At 72.7% G+C, this 18,823-nt stretch carries 17 protein-coding genes and 2 pseudogenes; 12 read left to right on the top strand and 7 right to left on the bottom strand.

Annotated elements, in window-relative coordinates; all coding sequences use genetic code 11:
- Positions 1-104: 104 nt before the first annotated feature.
- Positions 105-653 carry a hypothetical protein gene (locus tag ABZ622_RS23190; protein WP_360546038.1) on the bottom strand — a complete coding sequence of 183 codons (549 nt, stop codon included), beginning with the start codon at positions 651-653 and terminating at the stop codon, positions 105-107.
- A gap of 221 nt (positions 654-874) precedes the next feature.
- Here ABZ622_RS23190 and ABZ622_RS23185 point away from each other — a divergent pair, with 221 nt between their 5' ends.
- From ABZ622_RS23185 to ABZ622_RS23150, 8 genes are all read left to right on the top strand, one after another.
- Positions 875-1,630: a hypothetical protein gene (locus ABZ622_RS23185; RefSeq protein WP_360546036.1), complete on the top strand. Its 756-nt coding sequence runs from the start codon at positions 875-877 to the stop codon at positions 1,628-1,630.
- 167 nt (positions 1,631-1,797) lie between these two features.
- On the top strand, positions 1,798-2,718 hold the full coding sequence (locus ABZ622_RS23180; protein WP_360546034.1) for an NADP-dependent oxidoreductase: 921 nt from the start codon (positions 1,798-1,800) through the stop codon (positions 2,716-2,718).
- On the top strand, positions 2,715-3,488 hold the full coding sequence (locus ABZ622_RS23175) for a GNAT family N-acetyltransferase (protein ID WP_360546032.1): 774 nt from the start codon (positions 2,715-2,717) through the stop codon (positions 3,486-3,488). The genes ABZ622_RS23180 and ABZ622_RS23175 overlap by 4 nt, the downstream gene beginning before the upstream one ends.
- A gap of 188 nt (positions 3,489-3,676) precedes the next feature.
- Entirely contained in the window at positions 3,677-4,894 is a 1,218-nt protein-coding gene (locus tag ABZ622_RS23170) for a PP2C family protein-serine/threonine phosphatase (RefSeq protein ID WP_360546030.1), read from the top strand.
- A gap of 88 nt (positions 4,895-4,982) precedes the next feature.
- Positions 4,983-5,654, top strand: coding sequence for a TetR family transcriptional regulator (locus ABZ622_RS23165; RefSeq protein WP_360546028.1), 672 nt, complete (start codon positions 4,983-4,985; stop codon positions 5,652-5,654).
- Positions 5,651-6,424 (top strand): SDR family NAD(P)-dependent oxidoreductase, encoded by a 774-nt coding sequence (locus ABZ622_RS23160; protein ID WP_360546026.1) that lies wholly within the window; start codon positions 5,651-5,653, stop codon positions 6,422-6,424. Before ABZ622_RS23165 ends, ABZ622_RS23160 begins: the two co-directional genes overlap by 4 nt.
- Positions 6,425-6,481: 57 nt before the next feature.
- Positions 6,482-7,522: an NAD(P)-dependent alcohol dehydrogenase gene (locus ABZ622_RS23155; protein ID WP_360546024.1), complete on the top strand. Its 1,041-nt coding sequence runs from the start codon at positions 6,482-6,484 to the stop codon at positions 7,520-7,522.
- Positions 7,523-7,640: 118 nt separating this feature from the next.
- Positions 7,641-7,964 (top strand): DUF6191 domain-containing protein, encoded by a 324-nt coding sequence (locus ABZ622_RS23150; RefSeq protein ID WP_360546022.1) that lies wholly within the window; start codon positions 7,641-7,643, stop codon positions 7,962-7,964.
- 26 nt (positions 7,965-7,990) lie between these two features.
- Here ABZ622_RS23150 and ABZ622_RS23145 read toward each other — a convergent pair whose 3' ends face one another.
- A complete protein-coding gene (locus ABZ622_RS23145; protein WP_360546020.1) occupies positions 7,991-8,593 on the bottom strand; it encodes a phosphatase PAP2 family protein in 603 nt (200 codons plus the stop codon).
- The gene (locus ABZ622_RS23140; protein WP_360546018.1) at positions 8,593-9,261 is read right to left on the bottom strand and encodes a DedA family protein; all 669 of its coding nucleotides are present in this window, start codon (positions 9,259-9,261) and stop codon (positions 8,593-8,595) included. The genes ABZ622_RS23145 and ABZ622_RS23140 overlap by 1 nt, the downstream gene beginning before the upstream one ends.
- Before the next feature lie 279 nt (positions 9,262-9,540).
- Between ABZ622_RS23140 and ABZ622_RS23135 the strand changes: the two genes are divergently transcribed.
- Both ABZ622_RS23135 and ABZ622_RS23130 read left to right on the top strand, forming a co-directional pair.
- Entirely contained in the window at positions 9,541-9,873 is a 333-nt protein-coding gene (locus tag ABZ622_RS23135) for a BlaI/MecI/CopY family transcriptional regulator (RefSeq protein WP_266772810.1), read from the top strand.
- An 83-nt stretch (positions 9,874-9,956) separates the two neighbouring features.
- Positions 9,957-10,901, top strand: a complete 945-nt coding sequence (locus ABZ622_RS23130) for a M56 family metallopeptidase (protein ID WP_360546016.1) — start codon at positions 9,957-9,959, stop codon at positions 10,899-10,901.
- 55 nt (positions 10,902-10,956) lie between these two features.
- Here ABZ622_RS23130 and ABZ622_RS23125 read toward each other — a convergent pair.
- A pseudogene (locus ABZ622_RS23125) lies at positions 10,957-11,443 on the bottom strand (NUDIX domain-containing protein).
- A gap of 302 nt (positions 11,444-11,745) precedes the next feature.
- Here ABZ622_RS23125 and ABZ622_RS23120 point away from each other — a divergent pair.
- Positions 11,746-15,183, top strand: a complete 3,438-nt coding sequence (locus ABZ622_RS23120) for a phosphodiester glycosidase family protein (RefSeq protein WP_360546014.1) — start codon at positions 11,746-11,748, stop codon at positions 15,181-15,183.
- A 60-nt stretch (positions 15,184-15,243) separates the two neighbouring features.
- On the opposite strand, the gene ABZ622_RS23115 is transcribed toward ABZ622_RS23120, so the two are convergent.
- From ABZ622_RS23115 to dhaK, 3 genes are read right to left on the bottom strand one after another with little or no spacing between them, the layout of a single operon-like run.
- A complete protein-coding gene (locus tag ABZ622_RS23115) occupies positions 15,244-15,654 on the bottom strand; it encodes a PTS fructose transporter subunit IIA (protein WP_360546012.1) in 411 nt (136 codons plus the stop codon).
- Entirely contained in the window at positions 15,651-16,265 is a 615-nt protein-coding gene (gene dhaL, locus ABZ622_RS23110; protein WP_360546223.1) for a dihydroxyacetone kinase subunit DhaL, read from the bottom strand. The genes ABZ622_RS23115 and dhaL overlap by 4 nt, the downstream gene beginning before the upstream one ends.
- Before the next feature lie 45 nt (positions 16,266-16,310).
- On the bottom strand, positions 16,311-17,303 hold the full coding sequence (dhaK, locus tag ABZ622_RS23105; protein WP_360546010.1) for a dihydroxyacetone kinase subunit DhaK: 993 nt from the start codon (positions 17,301-17,303) through the stop codon (positions 16,311-16,313).
- 745 nt (positions 17,304-18,048) lie between these two features.
- On the opposite strand from dhaK, the pseudogene ABZ622_RS23100 reads away from it, so the two are divergent.
- Positions 18,049-18,297: pseudogene (locus tag ABZ622_RS23100) on the top strand (transposase); the annotation flags it as partial.
- Between the last annotated feature and the right edge of the window lie 526 nt (positions 18,298-18,823).

Raw genomic sequence — 18,823 nt, 5'->3', positions numbered from 1 at the left:
CCGACCGGCGCATATGCAGCGGTAGTTGAGTTGAAATCGACGGTGTTCCGACGCCGCTGTCTCAGGTTCGGGAGAAAGACGGCAACTTCGGCCAGGAGCCGGCTTCACCGGCCCGAACGGGAACCGGAGCGGGAACCCGTGCCCGTGCCGGTACCCGCACCCGGACATGTACCGGCGTCCGTGCCCGCATCCGCGTATCCGGCGACGGCCCCACCGCCGAGGCGTGCGGCCGCGATGGACCGGCTGCGCGCTGCCGTGACGGCCCCCACCACCGGCATGGCCAGCACGGCGAGGACGACGGGCCCGTAGCCGCCCCGCGACGACACGTCCATCACCACCACCTCGCCCGCGGACAGCGCGGCCCCCACCACGAAGCAGGTCAGGCCACGGGCGGGGGCGGAGCCGAGCACGCGTGGGGGCGCGACAGTCAGTACGGCGCCCGTCACCAGGCCCACTGCCGCGCCGACGGCGAGGGAACCCAGTACGGCGACGAGTCCCGCCGAGGGCTTCTCGAAGCTGCTTTCCAGCGGCTCCCCGGACAGCCCGGACAGCGCGATCGCCGCCCACAGCACCGTGCAGATCCCGGCCGGGATCGCGCCGGCCCGGAGGCCGAACAGCAGCCCACGACGCATTACGGCGACCGACGCCCTCATCTGTATCTCCCCGCCCGTTCCCACGCGTCCGCTGTCACCCGAAAGCCGCCCCCGGGCGACCCGCAGCAGTGGGGCCGCGACATCTTCGCAGGTCCGCCGGTGTGGCCGGACGGCACGTCCGTACGGGCAGCGATCCGCACCCGTGCGGCACCCTCGAATCCTGTGACTGTTCTGTGGACCATCATGGGGTGGACGGACGGCAAGGCCGAGGGGGGGCACAGATGATTTCCGAGCCGGAGATGGTGGACGAGTTCGGTGTGGTCGGGACGGGCGAGGTGGTGGGCGACCTCGCCCGGAAGCCCGCCCGGGAACCCCGGCCGCCCCGTCCGTGGTGGTGGGCGCTGGGCGGAGCCGTACTGGCCTCGGCCGTGTGGGCAGGCGTGTTCTGCCTGTACCCGGTCGGCGACCGGAGGCCGGAGATGCACGGCTACCGGCTGAACGAGGACCCGTGCCCGACCGTGCGCCTGAAGGCGCTGGGCGCGGCGATCTCACCGAGGGAGCCCACGTCCGGGTCCGGGCCCGAGCTGCTGAATGATTCGGCCCTGGACCGGGTGAGGTGCTTCCTCCCCCTCCGGGCGATGTCCTGGAAGGGCGCGAAGAAGTCGGTCAAGAGCCGCTGGTACACCGGACACTCCGTCGGGATCACCGTGGCCCTGCACAAGAGGACCGACCCGGCGGCCGAATTCGAGGCGATGCGTGGCGTGACCGATACCGATACCGGTGACGAGGTGAAGGTCGAGAAGGTGCCGAACCTCGGCGACAGCGCGTACCTGCTGACGCGGGACAGCGGCAACGCGGAACTGCGGGTGCTGGAGGGCGGGGCGGTCTTCGCGCTGAGCCTCGACGCCTACACGACGTACGACGGTGACGGGAGCGAACCCCCGTCCGACGACGGGCCGGACATCTCCGATCTCTCCCCGTACAAGTCCGCGATGATCAGCGATATGCGCGACCTGATGAAGAGCCTCAGAGACTGACCTCTGAATCAGCGGCCTCCGGGTCGTGCGGATGCCACCCCGATCATTGCGGCCCGATGAACGCTCCGCCCGCCGGGGAATACGTGCCCGGACCGGGGGCTTCCTGCTGCTGTGAGACCGACGGCCGGCCCGGCCGCCGGTGCCGTGCAGCAGAAGAGAGGGAGCTCATGCCCAAGGCGTACGTGTTCACCCGCCACGGCGGACCGGAGGTGGAGGCCCTCATCGAGCAGGACGTACCCGTGCCCGGGCCGGGTGAGCTGCTCGTCGCTGTGCGGGCGGCCGGGGTCAAGCCGGTCGACTGGAAGCTACGCACGGGGTACATCAGGCCCGGCAGCGAGCTTCAGCCCTTTCCCACCGTTTTCGGCAGCGAGGCCGCCGGAGTCGTCGAGGGCATCGGCCCTGGCGTCGAAGGGTTCGCGATCGGGGACGAGGTCTTCGGCAACCCGGTGACCGGCGGGTACGCCGAGTACACGCTGCTGCCCGTCGCCGTGACCGCGCACAAGCCGGACGAGCTGTCGTTCACCGACGCGGCGGTGCTGCCGGTGGCGGCTGCCACCGCGTACGACGGCGTGCGCCAGCTCGGCCTCACTCCCGGATCGACCCTGCTGGTCACCGGCGCCGGCGGTGGCGTGGGAGCCGCGGCGGTACAGCTGGCCCGGCACGCGGGCATCCGGGTCATCGGCGTCGCCGGCGCGGCCAAGAGGGACTTCGTCGAGTCCCTGGGCGCGGTGCACATCGCGTCCGGCCCCGGACTCGCCGACCGGGTGCGGGCCGTGGCCCCCGAAGGCCCGGACGCGGTCTTCGACCTGGTCGGCGGCGACACGCTGAGGGCCGTGGCCCCGCTGCTCGCGGACCCGGCCGCACTGATCAGCGCCGGGGACAAGCCGCTGGCCGTGGAGCTCGGCGGGGCGGCCGTCGAGCGGGCCCGCAACGCGGCGGTCCTCGACGAGGTGGCGAAGCTCGTCGCCACCGGCGCCCTGCGCACCCATGTGAACCGGGCCTTCCCGCTCAGCGGGGCGGGAGACGCGCTGCGTGCCGTGGAGAGCGGCCACACCCTCGGCAAGATCGTGATCGAGGTCGTCGCATGAGTGCGCCGGATCCCACCGGTGAGCCGCACCCGCTGGACAGCCCGGTCCGCGCCGCGCTGACCGGCCCGCACGCCCGTTTCGCCGAGCGCCGCGGCCGAATCCTGCGGTACCGGGCGGACGTGGCCCCGTGGGTCGCGGTCCCGGACGACGCACGGGCCCAGGACTGGGACGACGCGGCGGCGCTCGTCGGCCCCGGTGGCGCCGTCACCCTCACCGCTTTCCGCGAGCCGCCGCCCGACGACTGGGAGACCGTCTTCCGGGCCGAGGGCGTCCAGCTCGTCGACGCCGGGGTCGCGGCAGCGCCCTTCCCCGGGGCCGTACGGCTCGGACCCGCCGATGTGCCCGAGATGCTCGAACTGGTCGAGCGCACCCGGCCGGGGCCGTTCCTGCCCCGTACCCTTGAGCTCGGCACCTACCTCGGGGTACGGCGGCAGGGGGCGCTGGTCGCGATGGCCGGCGAACGGCTGCATCTGCCGGGCTGGTCCGAGATCAGCGCCGTCTGCACGGACGAGTCGGTACGCGGCCAGGGGCTGGGCACCGGACTGGTGCGTGCCGTCTCCCACGAGATCAGGCGGCGCGGCGAGACGCCGTTCCTGCACGCCGCCGCCTCCAACACCAATGCCGTCCGGCTCTACGAGTCCCTGGGATTCGTGCTGCGCCGCCGGACGTCCTTCCTCTCGGCGCTCGCGCCGAAGCCGCTGCCGGCACGCCTGCCGGGTCCGGGCGGCATCCGCGACGACCACGAGGCCCGCGCGGCCGCCGCGCGCTGAGCCCGGCACCGCGCTCCGGTGCGGGACCTTCGGCCCGGAACGCCCGGGCCGAAGGTCCCCGCCCGCCCCGTACAGGGGACCTTCGGCCGCGCCCATCGGGCCGTAAGCCCCGTGTTCCGCCCCCGCGAACCGGGTGGACTGGAACCGGACGCCGGCACCGGGTCGGCCGAGGACGGGAGGGGGCAGCCGTGACCATCGGGCTTCAGCGCCGACACGTGACGCGCGGAGCGACGCTTCCGGGCACCACGGACCCGGGGGAGGCCGCCGTGGGCAGGCAACGGGTCGGGAACCCGGCACTGTTCGGGGGGCTGGCACTGCTGACCGCACTGGTCGGCCTCCTGGACTTCCGGACCGGGGAGGACCTGCACCTCATCCCGCTGCTCGTGGTCATCCCCGCTCTCGTCTCCGTCTTCGGAACGGTCCGGCAGACCATCGGCGTGGCCAGCTGGGTCACGGTCGTCGTCGGCTGCTCACGGATGGTGGACGGCGGAACCTTCTGGGACACCGTCACCAGCGTCGCCTTCACCGTGCTGGCCTGTTTCCTGGGGGTCGGCGCGTGTGTACTGAGGATCCGCCACGCCACCCAGATCGCCCGGCTGCGCTCCGCCGCCGGAGCGCTCCAGCGCCAGATCCTGCGCCCGCTGCCCATCCTGACCGACCAGGTCCTCACCCACGGCATCTACACCCCGATCGAGGAGGACCGTCTGGTCGGCGGCGACATCTACGAGGTCGTCGAGTCGCCCTACGGAACCCGGGTGATCATCGGGGACGTCCAGGGCAAAGGACTCGCCGCGATCGGCGTGGGCTTCGCCGTGCTCGGCGCGTTCCGGGAAGCGGCCATCCGGGAGCCCGACCTGGCCGGGGTGGTCGACGCCCTTGAGGACGCGGTCGCCCGGCACAACGCGTTCTCCGCCCAGACCGGCGAGATCGAACGCTTCGTCACCGCACTGGTGCTCGGCTTCGACGGGGGAGACCGGGTCCAGGCCGTCAACTGCGGCCACCTGTCGCCCCGGCTGCTGCACCGGGGAGTGGCCCGCGCACTCCCGCTGCTCCGCACCTCCGTCCCGCTGGGCATGGCGGAACTGAGCTCCGAGGCGCGGGGCGCGGAACTGCTGGACTTCCCGGCCGACGCCACGCTGCTGCTCTGCACCGACGGGGTGACCGAGGCCCGTGACCCGTCCGGCGCCTTCTACCCGCTGGACACCCGGCTGAGCCGCTGGGCGCAGCTGGGGCAGGTCGAGCTCCTGGAGGAGCTCCACGCGGACCTGGAGACGTTCTCCGGCGGAGTACGACGCGACGACATCGCCGTACTCGCACTGCGCCGGGCCCCGGACGGCACCCCGCACCTGACCGGGCAGGCGGACCACGGCGCCCGCCGGGCGGCCGTGGCGTTCAGCGGCCGGTAGCCGGGCGGGAAGGACGATCCCGGTGGCCATCGAATGTCCCGGCGAGACTCATATCGCGTCGGGACATTTTCAGGTGTACGGTGCACTTATGAATCCGGAACGGAAGACCCCGGAGCGGCGGAGCCGCAAGGCCCGCAGAACCCGGGACACACTGGCGCAGGCCGCGTTCGAGCTCGTACTCGACCGGGGACTGCGGAATGTGACGGTCGAGGAGATCGCGGAACGCGCGGACGTCGACCGGCGCACCTTCAGCCGGTACTTCACGAGCAAGGAAGCCGCGGTCCTGGACTCGCTCCGGGGCGACGGCGACCGGATCAACGACGCCCTGCGAGTCCGCCCCGCCGACGAGCCCCCGCTCACCGCGTACCGCCGGGCCGTCCTGGACTGGATCGAGGACCCCGGAGCGCAGGCCTGGCACCGGCGCGAGCGGATCTTCGACCTGCTGGTCCTCGCCGAACAGGAACCGACCCTCTACGCGGCGTTCCACCACATCCGGGTGGACGCCCAGGAGGACTCGGTCGCCATTGTCGCGGACCGGCTCGGGGTCGACCCGCGACGCGACATCCGCCCCGCCGTCACGGTTGCCGCGGGCGCCGGGGCACTCCTCGCGGCCCAGGCCGCCTGGGTACGCGCCGGGCAACCGGACGACCTGCCCCGACTGATCGGGCAGGCCTTCGACGCCCTCGCCGGAGAACTGCTCGCGCGGCCTTCCGCCGGGCAGGCGCCGCACAGCACCACGGAAGGAAGCAGAGAATCATGAGCACCACCCGCACCCCCGCCGACCAGGAGTTCGCCGGCCGGACCGCCCTCGTCACCGGCGGCGCCTCCGGCATCGGACTGGCGCTGGCCCACCGGCTGGCCGCGGGCGGCGCGTCCGTCGTCGTCGCCGACTACGACGAGGCCGGCGCCCGCAAGGCGGTCGCCGAACTGCGGAGCGCCGGCGTCGAGGCCGCCGCGGTCGCCATGGACGTGACCGACCCCGCCTCCGTCGAGGCGGGCGTGCAGTTCGCCGTCGACACCTTCGGCGCCCTGCACCTCGCCGTCAACAACGCGGGCATCGGCGGCCCCAGCAACCCCACCGGTGAGTACGGCATCGACGACTGGAACCGGGTCGTCGCCACCAACCTCAGCGGTGTCTTCTACTCGATGCGCTACGAGCTTCCCGCCATCGTCGCGGCCGGCGGCGGCGCCGTCGTCAACATGTCGTCGATCCTCGGCACCAACGGCTTCGCCGGGTCGCCCGCCTATGTGGCCGCCAAGCACGGCGTCGTCGGCCTCACCAAGACGGCGGCCCTCGAATACGCGGCCCAAAACGTCCGCGTCAACGCCGTCGGCCCCGGCTTCATCGACACCCCGCTGCTGCGCAACACCGACAGCGTGGCCCGCGACCACCTGATCTCGCTGCACCCGGCCGGACGCCTCGGCAAGGCGGAGGAAGTGGCCGAACTCGCCGCCTTCCTGCTCTCCGACCGCGCCTCCTTCATCCACGGCAGCTACCACCTGGTGGACGGCGGCTACTCCGCCCCCTGAGTGGCGGACGGGGGCAACGGGGGCGAGTAATGGAGCGAAGAACGTGAGGAGAATTCCATGAAGGCCGTTCAGTACCGCACCGTGGGCGCGGCACCCGAGGTCGTCACCGTGCCCGACCCCGAGCCCGGCCCCGGCCAGGTGATGCTGAAGGTCACCGCCGCGGGCGTCTGCCACTCCGACATCGCCGTGATGAGCTGGCCGGCGGAGCAGATCCCCTTCCCGCTGCCGCTCACCCTCGGCCACGAGGGCGTGGGCACCGTTGCCGCCCTCGGTGACGGGGTGAGCGGGCTCACCGTCGGCGAGTCCGTCGCGGTCTACGGCCCCTGGGGCTGTGGCACCTGCGTCAAGTGCGCCGAGGGCAAGGAGAACTACTGCCTGCGCGCCAAGGAGCTCGGCATCGCCCCGCCCGGACTCGGCGCGCCCGGCGCCATGGCCGAGTACATGATCGTCGACGACCCGCGCCACCTGGTGCCCCTCGGCGACCTCGACCCGGTGCAGGCCGTGCCGCTCACCGACGCGGGCCTGACCCCGTACCACGCGATCAAGCGTTCGCTGCCCAAGCTGGTGCCGGGCGCCACCGCCGTCGTCATCGGCACCGGCGGTCTGGGCCACGTCGCGATCCAGCTGCTGCGCGCCATGACGGCCGTCCGCGTCATCGCCCTCGACGTCGCCGAGGACAAGCTCGCCCTCGCCCGCGCCGTCGGCGCACACGAGACCGTGCTGTCCGACAAGGACGCGGCGGCGAAGGTCCGCGAACTCACCGGGGGGATCGGCGCACAGGTCGTCCTCGACTTCGTCGGGGCGCCGCCCACCGTCGCCACCGCCGGGGCCGCGGCCGCCATCGACTCCGACGTCACGATCGTCGGCATCGGCGGCGGCGCGCTGCCGGTCGGCTTCGGCTCGCTGCCGTACAACACGACGGTGACCTCTCCGTACTGGGGATCGCGGTCCGAGCTCGCCGAGGTGCTCGACCTCGCCCACGCCGGAGCGGTCGAGGTCCATGTGGAGACGTACTCCCTGGACGAGGCGCCGCTGGCGTACGAGCGGCTGCACCACGGCAAGATCAACGGCCGCGCGGTCATCCTCCCCAACGGCTGACCGGCCCGGAACCCCCTTCTCACCCACGGCAGATGCGGGCCGTCGCACGGTGCGGCGGCCCGCATCGTCATACCCCCGACCGATGCGCGGCGTGCCGCCCGCGGGGGAGACTGGGCGGATGGAATTCGTCGTGCTGATGACGCTGCCCGGACTCGTGATCGGGCTGACCGCGGTGGCTTTCGTCGACCAGCTGATGCTGCGCGCCGGCCGGGCCGGCCTGCTGCCGTGGCGCAACGGCGCACGGCAGGGGCAGGTCTCGGCGACCGGGTTCGAGCAGCTGCACGCGAGCTTCTCGCCCGGCAAGCAGAGCGAACTCAAGGAGCGGCAGAGCGCCCTGCTGATGCGCGACGACGAGGAGGACGGCGCCCCGCCCCACCGCTCCACCGTCGACCTCGACGGCGGCCGCGCCGTCATCCGCCTCCCCGGCGGCGCCACCCGGTAGGGGCACCGGCCCCGGAGCGTCCCGGCTCACCGTGTCGCCACCAGAGGCCGCAGCGCAGTGCCGCGCAGCCGGACCACCGCCGGGGCGCAGCGCCGTGCCGCCGTTGTCAGCAGCCAGGCGACGAGCGCGCCGGTCACCAGTCCGATGAGCACATCGTGCGGGTAGTGCACACCGATCCAGACCCGGGACGCGGCCATCAGCACGGCGGCGGGCACCGCGATCGCCCCGAGCCGGCGGTCGGTCAGCCAGAGCGCCGTCGCCGCGGCCGCCGCGATGGCGGCGTGGTTGCTGGGGAAGGACCAGTCACCGAGTGCCGGGCATGCCTCCACCGTGACGACATGGAGGGTCCGGCACGGCCGCTGCTCGTGGAAGACCGACTTCACCAGGTCATTGGCGAGGTACGCGGTCACCACGACGAGCGGGGCGCAGAGCGCCGTGGCGGTCCGGGCGGGATCGCCGGAGCGGGAGCGCCACCAGGAAGCGAGCATCAGCGCGGCGAACAGGAGGAGTCCGTAGTCCGACCAGATCCGGCCGGCGGAGTCCAGGGCGGTGGGGGAGCGCTGCGCCAGCTCGGTGATCCAGGTGTACAGAGCACCGTCGGTCGAGGTGGCGGCGGAGGCGAGCGGCATCAGCTGTTCTCCCCTTCGGGGGTGCGACGGCCCCGGGAGCGGAGCAGTTCGGCGGCGAGCGGGACGAGGGAGGCCACGACGACGAGGGCGACGATCGGCAGCAGATAGCGGTCGACGTTCGGCACCGAGGACCCCAGCGCGTATCCCGCGAGGACCAGTCCGACGGTCCAGACCACCCCGCCGACGGCCTGCCAGAGCGTGAACACCCGGGCCGGGACGCCGAGTGCCCCGGCCAGCGGGTTGAGCACCGTACGCACGACGGGTACGAAGCGGGCCAGCACGATCGCCCGTGCGTGGCCGTATCTGCCGAGGAGCTCCTCGGCGTGGGCGGCGCCCTCGTGAAGCCGTCGGGAACGGCTGCGGGCGAGTAGGGCCCGTCCGCCCCGTTGGCCGATCCAGTAGCCCGCCTGGGCGCCCAGCAGTGCGCCGGCGACGGCGGCGACCAGCACCTGCGGCAGTGACAGCCGCACCGGACCATGGGCGCCGGACACACAGAGCAGGCCCGCCGTGAACAGCAGCGAATCGCCGGGGAGGAAGAAGCCGACGAGCAGTCCCGTCTCGGCGAAGAGCACGACGGCGATGCCGAGCGCGCCGAACGCTCCGAGCAGTGACCCCGCGTCCAGCAGGTTCACCGCCTGTGGCGCGGACGCCAGTGAGAATACGGCCACGGTGGAAGGTCTCCCATAATGGTGAGCGGGCGGCCCGACGGAACGCCCGGACTGACTACAGTGATGTAGACGGTCTACATCACTGTAGACGCCCGAAGGGGGAGGAGAGTTCCCATGTCCCAGGTGAAGGGGATATCGAACGGCGAACCCGGCCCCCGCGCGAACGGCGAACCCGGCCCCCGCCCGCACGGTGAACCGGCATCCGGGCCGACACCGCAAGCGGCGCCGCACCACCCGTCACCACACCCCGCCGCACCGGAGCGCCGGCCCGCCGGTGAGCTGGAGTCCACGATCCTGGCGGCGCTCTGGGCCGCCGGAACGCCGCTCACGCCCGGCCAGGTCCAGGGCGCGATCGGCGCGGAACTCGCCCGCACCACCGTCACCACGATCCTGTCGCGCCTGTACGAGAAGGGCGCGGTCGACCGCACCCGGGCCGGCCGCGGATTCGCCTACACGCCCACCGAGGACGAGCCCGGACTGACCGCCCGCCGCATGCACAGCGAGCTGCGGAAGCAGGAGGACCGCAGCACCGTCCTGGCCCGCTTCGTCTCACAGCTCACCGACGAGGACGAGCGACTGCTCCGGGACCTGCTCGACGGGGAGACCTCATGAACCACGCGAGCCGCGGTGAGACCTCATGAACCACGCGAGTCGCGGTGAGACCTTGTGATTCACGCCGAGTGCGGGGAGGCCCCGTGATCTACGCCGTGTGGGTGCCGCTGCTGATGCCGTTCCTGGCGGTGCCCGCGGCCCGCCGTCTGGCGGACGCGCTCTCGCCGGTGCGCGCCGTACGACTGCTCGCCGCGACCGGCGCCGGCCTCGCCCTGTGCAGCCTCCTGGCCCTGGCCCTGCTGGTGGTGCCCGGCGCGACCCGGTTCTCCGTGGTCTCCGCCCCGGGCGAGCTGGTCAGGCCGCTCTCCGACGCCGTCCCGGCCGCCACCGTGCCGCTGGCCGCCGCCGCACTGGCCCTCCTCGTGGGCTGCGCCGTCGCCGTCGTCCGCGCCGCCCACCGACACTGGGCGGAGCTGCGCCGGGCCGGACGGCTCGAAGGGCGCGCCGACGGCGAGCTGGCCGTGCTGCGCGACAGCCGCCCCGACGCCTACGCACTGCCCGGCCGCCCCGGCACTCCCGGCCGGATCGTCGTCACCACGGGAATGCTGCGCGCCCTCGACCCCGCCGAACGCGATGCCCTGCTGGCGCACGAACGCGCCCATCTCGCGGGCCGCCACCACCTGTTCATCGCCGCGATCGAGGCGGCGGCGCTCTGCCACCCGGCGCTGCGTTCCCTGCGCGCCCCCATGGGGTACGCCCTGGAACGCTGCGCCGACGAGGCGGCCGCCGATGCGGTCGGCGACCGGCGGATCACCGCCCGGGCCATCGGCCGGGCCGCCCTCGCCGCACGTGCCGCCGAAGGCACCCCGCAGCCCCGCCCGCGAGTGGCGCTCGCCGCCGCCGCCGGGCCCGTCCCGCGCCGCGTCGCTGCACTGCTCGGCCGGAACACGGCACGGACCCGGGTCGGCCGTGCCGCGGCTGCGGCGCTGCTGGCCTGCCTGGTCGCCTCCGGAGCCGCCGCGCTCGACGCGACGAGCGATCTGCACAGCGGCATCGAGGCGGCACAGGGCGAGAACGCGCAGCACTGACCGGCCGATCCCCGCCGCCCGTCCGTCCGGCGGCCCGCCCGGGATCGCCTCCCGGTCAGGCGTCCCCCACCCGTCCGCCCGCCAGGTGTTCCCGCAGCCGGTCGAGGAAGACCCGCTGTCCGGTGACCAGCCGTTCCGCCGCCTCCTGGGGCGTGCACCAGGCGAACCGGTCGACCTCCGGAAACTCCCGCCGCGCCCCCGACCCCCTCGGCCACTCCATCGTGAACGTCCCAGGAACGGCAGTCGCGGCGTCGAGATCCGTCTCCAGCGCCCACACCGTCACGGTCTTGCCGCCCGACTGACGTGCCTCGCCCAGCGCCACCCACTCACCGTCCGGCGCCGGACGCCCGAACTCCTCCCCGAACTCACGCCGGGCGGCGGCCTCCGGCTCCTCCTCGGGGCCGTACTCCCCCTTGGGGATCGACCAGGCCGCGCTCTCGCGACCCGCCCATGTGCCCGATGAGCACCTCGAAACCCGCCTCGCCCGATCGTCGGAACAGGAGAAGACCCGCACTGCGCCTGGCGCGCTTCTGGGATGGCATGCCGTCAAGTCTGCGTCCCGGCCCGGCCGCCACCGCAGACGACACCCCTTTCGCACTGATCATCGCCGTCATCGAGCCGACGCGTCCTGTTCGCCGCGAGGTTCCCGATGCCCCCTGGTGCGCCCCCGCGTACGCGGCCATGCTGTCCGCCGACAGCGCCTGCGCCCGGACCGGGCCACGCAACCAACGGGAACCCAGGAGGACTTGTGGGCCTTGGCACAGTCGGCAGGACGGCCGCACCGCGCGGGAGGACGGAGCGGGGACACGGGACGGTCGCCCGCCCGCTCGTTCTGCTCGCTACGGTGACCGCTCTGACCGTCGGCGCGATCTCTCCCGCACTCGCCGATTCGACCCCCGACCCCCGACCCCGCACCTCTGCCGAGATCCTCAGACCGGTCGCGCCACCACCCGCGAGCAACCCGGCGGGGGAGACCGGAGCGGTCGCGGACGGCGACGGTATCGAGACGGCACGCACCTCCCGCCCGGTCGCCCCCGGGGTCCGCCTCAGCTCGTACGACCGGCTGGAGTCCGACAAGTGGCTGCGGGTCGACAACCTCTCGGTCGACCTCGCCGGCAGCGGCGTACGCGCCGACTACCTCTCCTCCGGCAAGGTCTCCGAACGGCACACCGTCTCCGAACTCGCCGCCGGACACGACGCGGGCCGCGGCCGCCGCACCGTCGCCGCGATCAACGCCGACTTCTTCGACATCAACCAGACCGGCGCGCCCGAGGGGATCGGCATCAAGGACGGGGCCACCGTCCAGTCGCCCGCCCCCGGGATCAACCATGCCGTCGGCATCGGCCCCGACACCGCGGGCCGCGTCCTGGACCTGTACTTCGAGGGCACGCTCACACTGCCCGCCGGGCAGCGGCCGCTCGCCGCGTACAACGCCGCCAATGTGCCGGCCGGCGGAGTCGGCGCGTACACCTCCGCCTGGGGCACCGCCGACCGCGCCCTGACCGTGGACAGTGCCACCCCGGTCGCCGAAGCCCTCGTACGCGACGGCAAGGTCGTATCCGTCTCGCCCGCGCCCGGTTCGGGAGCCGTCCCCGAAGGCGCCACCGTCCTGGTCGGCCGTGAGGCCGGCGCCGTCGCACTCGGCGCGCTGAAGCCCGGTGACCCGGTGTCCCTGACCTACCGGGCACGCACCGACAGCGGGGCCGTGCCGCGCACCGCCGTCGGCGGTCGGGAACTCCTGGTCGTCGACGGAGCCGCGCAGAACCACGACGGCGAGGGCAACAACACCGCCGCACCCCGCACCGCCGTCGGCTTCTCCAAGGACGGCCGGACGATGCAGATCCTCACCGTCGACGGACGGCAGGCCGACAGCGGCGGCGTCACCCTCACCGAACTCGCCCTGATGATGCGGCGCGCCGGTTCGTACAGCGCACTCAACCTGGACGGCGGCGGATCGTCGACCCTCGTCGCCCGCCGGCCCGGCAGCGACGCGCTCCGGGTGGAGAACAGCCCGTCCGACGGCAGTGAACGCACCGTTCCCAACGGCCTGGCCCTCACCGCCCCCGACGGCAGCGGACGGCTGAAGGGGTACTGGGTGCAGCCCCGCACGCCCGCCGAAGCCGCACCCGGCGTCGACCCGGTCAAGGGCGGCCACCCCGACCGGGTCTTCCCCAGTCTCACCCGACGCCTCACCGCGACCGGATACGACGAGACGTACGGCCCCGCGCAGGGCACCCCGCGCTGGCGCACCGCACACGGATCGGTCGGCACCGTCGACGGCAACGGGCTCTTCACAGCACGCCGCAGCGGCACCACCGACGTACGCGCCGAACACGGGCCGGCGCGTGGAAGCACGGCACTGACCGTCCTCGACGAGCTGGCCCGGATCGAGCCCACCACCCAGCGGGTGGGCCTCGCCGACGCCGGGGCGACCGGCACCTTCGGCATCGTCGGGCTCGACGCCCACGGCACCAGCGCCCCCGTCGAACCGCGCGACGTCGAACTCGATTACGACCACGCCCTCTTCGACATCCGCGACGACGGGCAGGGCTCGTTCACCGTCGCCTCACGCACCGGCTCCGGCGCCGGACGGATCAAGGCGACCGTCGCGGGCACCACCACCGTCCTCGCCGTCAGCGTCGGCCTCACCGAGCAGGCCGTCTCCAACTTCGACGACGCCGGGTCCTGGAAGTTCAGCCAGGCCCGCGCGGACGGATCGCTGACGGCCACCCCCGACGGCCACACCGGCACCGGACTGAAGCTCAGCTACGACTTCACCCGCTCCACCGCCACCCGCGCCGCCTACGCCGCCCCGCCCCAGCCGGTCACCGTGCCCGGCCAGCCCCAGTCGTTCAAGCTGTGGATCAAGGGCGACGGCCGGGGCGCCTGGCCCACCCTGCACCTCAAGGACGCCGCAGGCTCCGACCAACTGCTGCGCGGACCGTACGTCACCTGGAACGGCTGGCGGCAGGTCACCTTCGCCGTGCCCGCGGGAGCCGCCATGCCGCTCTCGGTGTCCCGCTTCTACCTCGCGGAGACCGCCGCGGACAAGCAGTACACGGGCGAGATCGTGATCGACGACCTCACCGCCCAGGTCCCGCCCACCGTCGAGCTGCCCGAACAGACCGCCCCCGCCGACCCGCTGATCGACCCGGCGGCCGTGACCGGCCGCAGGGACTGGCGGTTCGCGGTGATGTCCGACGCCCAGTTCGTCGCCCGCGAACCGGACAGCGCGATCGTCGCCCAGGCCCGGCGCACCCTGCGTGAGATCAAGGCGGCGGACCCGGACTTCCTGGTCGTCAACGGCGACCTCGTCGACGAGGGATCGCCCGCGGACCTGGCCTTCGCCCGCCGCGTCCTCACCGAGGAGCTCGGCGACTCGCTGCCCTGGTACTACGTACCGGGCAACCACGAGGTGATGGGCGGCCGGATCGACAACTTCATCACCGAATTCGGGCCCGCCCAGCGGACGTTCGACCACAAGGGCACCCGCGTCATCACCCTCGACACCTCCGGCCTCAGCCTGCGCGGCGGCGGCTTCGCCCAGATCAAGCAGTTCCGCGACCAGCTGGACGCGGCGGCGAAGGACCGGACCGTCGATTCGGTGATGCTCATCGAGCACGTGCCGCCGCGCGATCCGACCGTGCAGCAGGGCAGCCGGCTCGGGGACCGCAAGGAGGCGGCCCTGGTCGAACAGTGGCTCGCCGACTTCCGCCGTACGACGGGCAAGGGCGCGGCCTTCGTCGGCAGTCACGTCGGGGTCTTCCACGCCTCGCACGTCGACGGGGTGCCGTATCTGATCAACGGAAACTCCGGCAAGGCGCCGGCCGGACCCGCCGACGAAGGCGGCTTCACCGGCTGGTCGCTGATCGGCGCCGACCGGATCGGCCACGGAGCGCAGGCCGCGGCACGGCAACGGCCGTGGCAGGGCGGACCCGACTGGATCTCCGTGCAGACCCGCGCACACGTGGACGCGCTGAAGATCGACGCACCCCCGGTGCTCGGCACCGGAAGCCGCACGAAGGTCACCGCGACCGTCACCCAGGGGGCCCGCGGCGTCCCTGTCGGCTTCCCGCTGGCCGCGGACTGGACCGGCTCGCCGAACGTGCACATCGGTGACCGCGACGACGTCCGTCACCGTCACACGGCGGTCCTCGACCCGTCCACCGGCACCCTGACCGCACTCCGGCCGGGCACGATCACCCTCGCCGTGACGGTCAACGGCACGACACAGCGGGTACGGATCACGATCGGCGCGGCCGGGGCCGCGTCGGCGGCCTGACGGACCGGGAGCCGGACCGGAGCCGCCCGCACCCCGGCCGGGGTGCGGGCGGCCCCGCGGCTACACCTTGCGGTACTCGTACGCCTCCGACGCCGCGGCCTCCACCGCCGCGATGTCGCCGCCCGCCGACGCGGTGACCACGGCCGCCACGGCACCCTCCACGAACGGCGCGTCCACCAGCCGTGAGCCGTCCGGCAGTTCGTCGCCCTCGGCCAGCATCGACTTGACCGTGAGCACCGCACTGCCCAGATCGACCAGCAGCGCGACGCCCGCGCCGGAGTCCACCGTCCTGGCGGCCTCGGCGATCAGCTCCGCACTCGTCCCGAGACCGCCCGCGGGGGTGCCACCGGCGGCGGCCACCGGCGCCGTGGCGCCGCCCGCCGCGAGCCCCCTGGCCAGCTCGGCCACGGACTCGGCCACCGGGCCGCTGTGCGAGACCAGCACGATCCCGACCTGATTCCCGTCGCTCATGCGCCGTCCCCGTCCGCCGCCGCGGTGTCGGCCAGCGCGGCGATCAGCAGGGCCGAGGACGTCGCCCCGGGGTCCTGATGGCCGATGCTGCGCTCACCCAGGTAACTCGCCCTGCCCTTGCGGGCCTGCATCGGCACCGTCGCCAGCGCCCCCGCCCCGGCCGCCTCCCGGGCCGCCACGAACGAGGTGCCGAGCGCCTCGGCGGCCGGCAGCAGCGCGTCGAGCATCGTCTTGTCCCCGGCCTGCGCCCCACCGAGCTGCGCCACGGCCGCGACGCCCACCCCGAGCGCCTGCGCCAACTGCTCCGGCGTCACGGCGGGGGCAGCGCCCAGGGCCTTTCCGGTCCGCCGCAGCAGCGTCCCGTACAACGGGCCCGAGGCGCCGCCGACCGTCGAGATCAACTGCCGTCCGGCCAGCATCAGTACGGCCCCCGGGGTCTGCGGCGGCTCCTTGTCCAGGACCGCGGTCACCGCCGCGAAACCGCGCTGCATGTTGCTGCCGTGATCGGCGTCCCCGATCGCGGAGTCGAGGTCGGTGAGGCGGTCCGCCTCACGGCTCACCTCAGCCGCGGCCGCGGTCATCCAACGGTGGAAGAAGTCGGCGTCGAGCACATGATCTCCTTGTCGCTCCAGCATGACGGGTGCGGTACCGGCGGATCAGCGGCCCCAGCGCAGTGCCGGGGTCTCCACCGGCGCGTCCCAGAGCCGCAGCAGCTCCTCGTCCACCTGGCAGACCGTCACCGAACAGCCCGCCATGTCGAGCGAGGTCACATAGTTCCCCACGAGCGTACGAGCCGCGACGACGCCCCGCTCGGACAGCACCCGCTGGACCTCGGCATTGAACCCGTACAGCTCCAGCAGCGGAGTCGCGCCCATGCCGTTGACCAGCACGATCGCCGGTCCGGTCGGCCGCAGGTCGTCCAGCACCGCGTGCACGGCGAAGTCCGCGATCTCCCGCGAGGTCATCATGGGCCGGCGCTCCCGCCCCGGCTCGCCGTGAATGCCGATGCCGAGCTCCAGTTCACCCGGCGGCAGATCGAACGTGGGGGAGCCCTTGGCCGGCGTGGTGACGGCGCCGAGCGCCACCCCGAAACTCCGCGAGGCCTCGTTCACCTGCCGGGCGACGGCCTCCACCCGCTCCAGCGGGGCGCCCTCGTCCGCCGCGGCCCCGGCGATCTTCTCGACGAAGAGAGTGGCGCCCGTGCCCCGGCGCCCCGCCGTGAAGAGACTGTCGGTCACCGCCACGTCGTCATTGACCAGCACCTGGGCGACCCGGACACCCTCGTCCTCGGCCAGCTCCGCGGCCATCTCGAAGTTCAGCACGTCGCCCGTGTAGTTCTTGACGACGAACAGCACCCCCGCCCCGCTGTCGACCGCGGCGGCGGCCCGCACCATCTGGTCCGGCACGGGCGAGGTGAACACCTCTCCGGGGCAGGCCGCGGAGAGCATCCCGGGCCCGACGAACCCCGCGTGCAGCGGCTCGTGCCCGGAGCCGCCGCCGGAGATGAGCGCCACCTTTCCGGCCACGGGCGCGTCACGCCGTACGACGACCCGGTTCTCGACATCCACGGTCAGCTCGGGGTGGGCGGCGGCGATACCGCGCAGTGCGTCCGCGACAACGGTTTCGGGGACGTTGATCAGCATCCTCACGAGTACCTCCTGGTGAGCTTGGCAGGCAAGTTGTTGAGCACGGTTTTCACAGGTCAGGATGGGTGGGCCGAATTATTGATCTTGGCGGTTCATGGCGTTTCGAAGCGGTTCCGCGCGGTATTGATGCTGACTCTTTGCTGAGTTTTCTGACGGAGCACCAGGTGGGGTCGGTGGGTGGCGACCTTTGCGAATGTGCATCATGCCGCAATTATCGACGCGAGGGTGCGAGTGCGCGCCAGTGCGCCACCGGTCGGATGCAGGTGATCCCGCTTCCGCCATGACCGTGTGCCAGGGAGGTCGCTGGTCCGCCCGTTCATCCCCCGAGGATGTCGGGCCGGTACTGCTCGGCGGGGGAGGCCACTTCCTGCAGACTGCCGTCCATCCATGGCTGACCTCATCGTTTCAGTTGAGGCTGCGTCGGCCGGTGGGCGCGGTGACGGCCCGACGCGGGGTCGGGCTCTCCAAGGTCCTTGAGGCGAGGTGGGCGGGGCAGCGAGTCAGTTGGCGGGGCGGGGCAGCGTGGCCAGGCGGTGGAATGCGACCGTGAGCTCAGCCGGGTCGTCGATATCCGAAGGTGGAGGCGGCGGCCGCCCTGGCTGATCCGAGCGGCGACGTGCAGGAGCCCCATCAGGCCCAATGGTGGCACTGAATGCCGCTGATCTGCTTACAACCAGGGCACTGAGGCCGGTCCTTTGAAGTGGACACCCTGACAATGGATCTTGATGGTCCAGGGAGGGATATCCAGGTGGGACGCAGGTCTCCGTATCCGGAGTAGTTCAGGAAGGACGCTGTCGCGCCATACCGCGCCGCGGCCGGGAAGCGGACGTACGCGGCGGTGGCCGCGGATCTCGGTGTCACCGCGGAGTCGCTGCGGACGTGGGGCCGCAAGGACGAGATTCAGGCCGTGCCCGAGGGCCGCGACGGCCGCGTGAGTGCGGCTGAGGAGCTGGCTCGGCTGCGGGTGGAGAACGCCCGGCTGCTCAAGGCAGAGCAGGAGTGGCGGCTGGAGCGAGAGCTCCTGCGCTCGTGGCGGCAGCCTGCCCGGAGGGCCATCGAGCGTGGCGACACCTCAGTTGAAGCCTGGAAGAAGGAGACCTGGCCGTAGGTAAGACGGCGGAGCGCGGGGCCTAGATCGTCTTTGAGGACGAGGCTGGGCAGTTGATGCGCCCTGACATCCCTGACTGTCCCGCCGGCCAGGGCCCGACCGAAGCAGGCCTGTCGAAAAGCTGGGCAGGCCAGCAAGTACCGCCTGCCCGCGCCCAGTCACAATCTCGCCACCCCGACCCTCGAAGCCTCAAAAGATCACTTCAGAACAGACCGGTGAATCGAGGCTTGAAGGTCCTAACAGAAGTCGTTGATGGTGTGACGGTCGGCTGGGATGCTCGTTGGTCGGTTCGTGGCGGAGAGGAACTCTTGGCCGTGGACCGTTTCGGAGGAACTGTGGTTGCTGATCGAGTCGTTGTTGCCGGTTGCGGCGCCGAGGCTGGTGGCGGGGCGGCCGTGGGTGCCTGACCGGCAGG

This window comes from Streptomyces sp. NPDC007164 (assembly GCF_040634135.1).
Lineage (GTDB): Bacteria > Actinomycetota > Actinomycetes > Streptomycetales > Streptomycetaceae > Streptomyces > Streptomyces sanglieri.
Note: the sequence above shows the minus strand (reverse complement) of the source record. Positions and strands in the feature narration are given on the sequence as shown.

What these genes read in the sequence shown, in the direction of transcription:
- ABZ622_RS23190 (WP_360546038.1), bottom strand. Translation starts at nt 653, where the DNA reads ATGAGGGCGTCGGTCGCCGTAATGCGTCGTGGGCTGCTGTTCGGCCTC.
- ABZ622_RS23185 (WP_360546036.1), top strand. Translation starts at nt 875, where the DNA reads ATGATTTCCGAGCCGGAGATGGTGGACGAGTTCGGTGTGGTCGGGACG.
- ABZ622_RS23180 (WP_360546034.1), top strand. Translation starts at nt 1,798, where the DNA reads ATGCCCAAGGCGTACGTGTTCACCCGCCACGGCGGACCGGAGGTGGAG.
- ABZ622_RS23175 (WP_360546032.1), top strand. Translation starts at nt 2,715, where the DNA reads ATGAGTGCGCCGGATCCCACCGGTGAGCCGCACCCGCTGGACAGCCCG.
- ABZ622_RS23165 (WP_360546028.1), top strand. Translation starts at nt 4,983, where the DNA reads ATGAATCCGGAACGGAAGACCCCGGAGCGGCGGAGCCGCAAGGCCCGC.
- ABZ622_RS23160 (WP_360546026.1), top strand. Translation starts at nt 5,651, where the DNA reads ATGAGCACCACCCGCACCCCCGCCGACCAGGAGTTCGCCGGCCGGACC.
- ABZ622_RS23155 (WP_360546024.1), top strand. Translation starts at nt 6,482, where the DNA reads ATGAAGGCCGTTCAGTACCGCACCGTGGGCGCGGCACCCGAGGTCGTC.
- ABZ622_RS23150 (WP_360546022.1), top strand. Translation starts at nt 7,641, where the DNA reads ATGGAATTCGTCGTGCTGATGACGCTGCCCGGACTCGTGATCGGGCTG.
- ABZ622_RS23145 (WP_360546020.1), bottom strand. Translation starts at nt 8,593, where the DNA reads ATGCCGCTCGCCTCCGCCGCCACCTCGACCGACGGTGCTCTGTACACC.
- ABZ622_RS23115 (WP_360546012.1), bottom strand. Translation starts at nt 15,654, where the DNA reads ATGAGCGACGGGAATCAGGTCGGGATCGTGCTGGTCTCGCACAGCGGC.